General features: G+C 73.5%; 2 protein-coding genes. Both read right to left on the bottom strand.

All coding sequences use genetic code 11. The annotated features are described in order from the left end of the window. The coding region (locus SMA5143A_RS24140) for a type I polyketide synthase (RefSeq protein WP_258193704.1) at window positions 1–2,049 on the bottom strand (2,049 nt) is incomplete at its 3' end. Window positions 2,050–2,105: 56 nt separating this feature from the next. After that, window positions 2,106–4,462: SDR family NAD(P)-dependent oxidoreductase (locus SMA5143A_RS44590; RefSeq protein WP_146193938.1), on the bottom strand; the 2,357-nt coding region annotated here is incomplete at its 5' end.

The following is a 4,462-nucleotide window of genomic DNA, read 5'->3' as shown; positions in this document are numbered from 1 at the left end:
ATGAGCGGCCGTCAGCTCCCCGATCGAATGCCCGGCGACCTGGTCCGGCCGCACACCCCACGACTCCACCAGCCGGAACAGCGCGGTCTCCACCGCGAACAGACCCGACTGCGTGTACACCGTCCGGTCCAGCCAACCGTCGGGGTCGGCGAACACCACCTCGGCGACGGGATGCGGAACGTGACCGGCCAGGTGCCGGTCCAACGCCTCACACACCTCCTCGAACGCACGGGCGTACACGGGGAAGGCCTCGTACAACTCCCGCCCCATCCCCACCCGCTGACTGCCCTGCCCCGTGAACAGCACCGCGAGCCGCCCTTCCCCCGCGTTCCCGGTCACCAGTGCGGGGTGGGACTCCCCTGCGGCCAGCGCCGTGAGCGCCGCGCGCGCCTCGTCCTCGTCGGCCGCGAGGACCACAGCGCGCTCGGACAGCCGTGCCCGGCCCGTGGCGAGCGAGTACCCCACGTCCTGGAGGGATCCGGCGCCCTCCGCCAGGTGCGTCAGCAGCCGCTCCGCCTGGGACGCCAGAGCGGTCGCCCCACGGGCGGACAGCACCAGCGGCGTCACCGGCAGTGGCTCCGGCGAGGGTGTCTCCTCGCCCGGGTCGCTCTTCGGGGCCTCCTCCAGGATGAGGTGGGAGTTCGTGCCGCTGGCCCCGAACGCCGAGACGCCCGCCCTGCGGGGGCGGTCGTCGGCCGCGGTCCACTCACGGGCCTCGGTGAGCAGTTCGACGGCGCCCGCCGACCAGTCGACCTGCGGGGTCGGCTCGTCCACGTGCAGGGTCCTGGGCAGGACACCGCGCCGCATCGCCTGGATCATCTTGATCACACCGGCGACGCCCGCCGCGGCCTGCGTGTGACCGATGTTGGACTTGAGCGAGCCGAGCCAGAGGGGCCGGTCCTCGGGGCGGTCCTGGCCGTAGGTCGCGATGATGGCCTGGGCCTCCAGCGGGTCGCCGAGGACGGTTCCGGTGCCATGGGCCTCCACGACGTCCACGTCGGCCGGGGAGAGGCGGGCATCGGCGAGGGCCTGACGGATGACGCGCTGTTGGGAGGGGCCGTTGGGGGCGGTGAGGCCGTTGGAGGCGCCGTCCTGGTTGAGGGCGGAGCCACGGATCACCGCGAGCACCTGATGCCCGTTGCGCTGGGCGTCCGAGAGCCGTTCCAGGAGGAGCATGCCGACGCCCTCGGACCAGCCGGTGCCGTCGGCGGCGGCGGCGAATGACTTGCAGCGGGCGTCCGGGGACAGGGCGCGCTGCCGCGAGAAGCTGACGAAGCCGTCGGTGGCCGCCATGACGGCGACGCCACCGGCGAGCGCGAGCCGGCAGTCCCCGGCCCGCAGCGCCTGAATGGCGAAGTGCACGGCGACGAGGGACGACGAGCAGGCCGTGTCGACGGTGACCGCGGGTCCTTCGAGGCCCAGCGCGTAGGCGACGCGACCGGAGGCGACGCTGCCGGCGCCTCCGGTCCACTGGTAGCCCTCCAGGTCGGCGGGGAGCGGATTGACGCGGGTGAGGTAGTCGTGGTTCACCACGCCGGCGAACACGCCTACGCGGTCTCCGCGCAGCCCCACGGGGTCGATTCCGGCGCGTTCGAAGGTCTCCCAGGTCGTTTCGAGGAGGAGCCGCTGCTGCGGGTCCATGGCGAGCGCCTCGCGCGGCGAGATGCCGAAGAACTCCGCGTCGAAGGCGGCCACGTCGTCGAGGAACCCGCCCTCGCGGATGTAGCAGGTGCCCGTCCTGTCGGGGTCCGGGTCGTAGACGGCGTCGATGTCCCAGCCGCGGTCGGTGGGGAACTCGGTGATGCCGTCGACGCCGTCCGCCACGAGCCGCCACAGGTCGTCCGGCGTGCTGACGCCGCCCGGCAGCCGGCACGACATGGCGACAACGGCGATCGGCTCGGACGACTCGGCCACGGCCTTGTCGTACTGCTTCTGCAGCCTGGCGTTCTCCTTCAGCGACGCGCGGAGGGCCTCGACCAGCTTGCCGGTCCGGTCGCCGGGCCGATCGTCGGTCCCGTCGCCGGATCGGTTCTCGGTCCGGTCGTCCATGTCCCGCTCCGTCTCGGTCGCCACGTCCCGCTCCCTGTCCTGTTCAGTGTTCCGTTTCACTGCGTGCTCCCGAGCGCCCGCTGCAACAGGTCGTCGACGTCCATCGCGTCGATGAGCTCCTCGTCGGAGTCGTCCCGCTCCGCCGGCTCGTCCTCCGTCGTGCCGTCGCCCGCGAGGTCCAGCAGGGCGTCGAGGATTCCCGCGTCCCGGAGCGCGTTGAGCGGTACGGCGGCCAGCGCCCGCCGGATCTCCGCCTCCCGCTCCGCCAACGCGGTGTCCTCCTGTGACGGGCCCTGGGCATACGCGCGCACCAGGTGTTCGCGCAGGTAGCCGACGAGCGCGGCGGGCGTGGGGTAGTCGAAGGTCAGCGTGGCGGGCAGGCGTGTCGACACGGCCGCGCCGAGGCTGTTGCGCAGGCCGACCGCCGCCAGCGAGTCGAAGCCCATCTCCTGGAAGGGGCTGTGCGGACTGATGGCGTCCTGTCCGCTGTGCCCGAGGACGGTCGCCGCCGTCGAACGCACGAGCTTCATCAGGATGCGTTCCTGCTCTGCCTCGGGCGCGTCCAGCAGAGTACGCAGGAACTCCGAGCCCGCGTCGTCACCGTCGTCGTCCGTGGCGGCCGCCTCGATGATCCGACGCGCCTCCGGCAGGTCCGTGAGGAGCGGGCTGCCGCGCATGCCGGTGAACGCGGGGACGAACCTGTCCCAGTCGATGTCGGCCACGGTGACCGAGGCGGGGGCGTCCTGGGTGACGGTCTGGGAGAGCGCCGTGACGACCAGGCCGGCCGCGACGGGGGACACGCCCCGGCGCCGCAGTTGCTCGACGGTGGCCTCGTCCGCGCCGACCCCGATGCCCTCGACGACGCCCCAGGCCACCGACAGCGAGGGCAGCCCGCGCGCCCGGCGCCGCTCGACGAGCGCGTCGAGGAACGCGTTCGCCGCGCCCGAGGTGCCCTGGCCGCCTCCGCCCCACACACCGGCGATGGACGAGAACACGACGAACATGTCCAGCGGTCTGTCCCCGAGCAGTTCGTCGAGGTGCACGACGCCGTCGGCCTTCGCGGCGAGCACCTCCACGAGTTCGGTCGTGTCGGTGCCGACGACGGGGTTCGTTCGGACGAGATCGGCCGCGTGCACGACCGCGTCCAGGGTGAGGCCGAGAGCGTCGACGCGGGCCAGGAGGTCCGCGACGCCGTCGCGTGTGGTCAGGTCGGTCTCGATCACCGTGCAGGCGCAGCCGAGGCCGCCGAGTTCCTCGGGGAGACCGCCCGTTCCCGGGGCGGCGGTGAGCACCAGGTGCTCCGCGCCGGCCCCGGCGAGCCACCTCGCCGCGTGCCGGCCGAGCCCCTCGGTACCGCTCGTCACGAGCACCGTGCCGCGCACCCGCCAGTCCGACACGGCACGGGAGGTGTCGCGGCCCAGCCTGCGCGCCAGCACACCGGCGGGCCGCACGGCCAACTGGTCCTCCCCGTCCTGACCGGACAGCGCCCCCAGCAGCCGCCGTACCGCCCGCTCGTCGATCACGTCGGGCAGGTCGACCAGGCCGCCCCAGCGGTCCGGGGACTCCAGCGGAACCGCGCGTCCGAGCCCCCAGACCAGCGCCTGCCACGGCGACCGCACCGGGTCGGCCGGCCCCGTGCCGACCGCACCCGAGGTCACGCACCACAGCGGTGCCGTGACCCCGGCGTCACCGAGTGCCTGTACCAGCGTCAAGGTCGCTTCGGCGCCCGCGCTCAGGGCCGCGGACGCGCCGCTCGAACGGTCGTCCAGGGCCAGCAGCGACAGCACACCGCCCAGGTCGTCGTCCACCTGCTTACGCAGCAGTTCGGTGAGTTCGGCGCGATCGGCGCCGTCGTAGGGGAGTACGACGGTCCGCATGCCCTGGGCGGCCAGGGCGTCGAGCAGTTCGCCGGCCCGGTCGGTCCCCTGCGGTACGACGACGAGCCAGGTGCCCGCGGGCAGCCCGGGCGCGGGGTTCGCGAGGGGTTTCCAGCCGACTCGGTAACGCAGCCGGTCCACGGCCGACTTCTCGTCCCTGCGGCGCCGCCACGACGACAGCACGCCCACCGCGGCCTCCATCGCGTCGGCCGTGCGCTCCCGCTCCTCCGGGTCGACGCCCAGCGCCGCCATGAGCGATCCGACGTCCTCGCGCTCGACCGCCTCCCAGAACCGCGCGTCCACCTCGTCGACGTGCCCGGTCTCGGGCTGCTCGGCCTCCTCCAGCCAGTAGTGCTGGTGCTGGAAGGGGTACGTGGGCAGGTCGACGGTCGTGCCGCTCGGGTGGTGCCAGGTGACGGGGATGCCGTGGGTGTGGAGGCGGGCGAGCGCGGTGGTGAAGTCGGCGAGGGTGCCGTGATCGCGGCGCAGGGTGCCGACCGCGAGGGCTCCGTCGACGGTGTCCTGGATGCCGTGGG

Source organism: Streptomyces sp. MA5143a, from assembly GCF_900290235.1.
Classification (GTDB): Bacteria; Actinomycetota; Actinomycetes; order Streptomycetales; family Streptomycetaceae; genus Streptomyces.
Note: the sequence above shows the minus strand (reverse complement) of the source record. Positions and strands in the feature narration are given on the sequence as shown.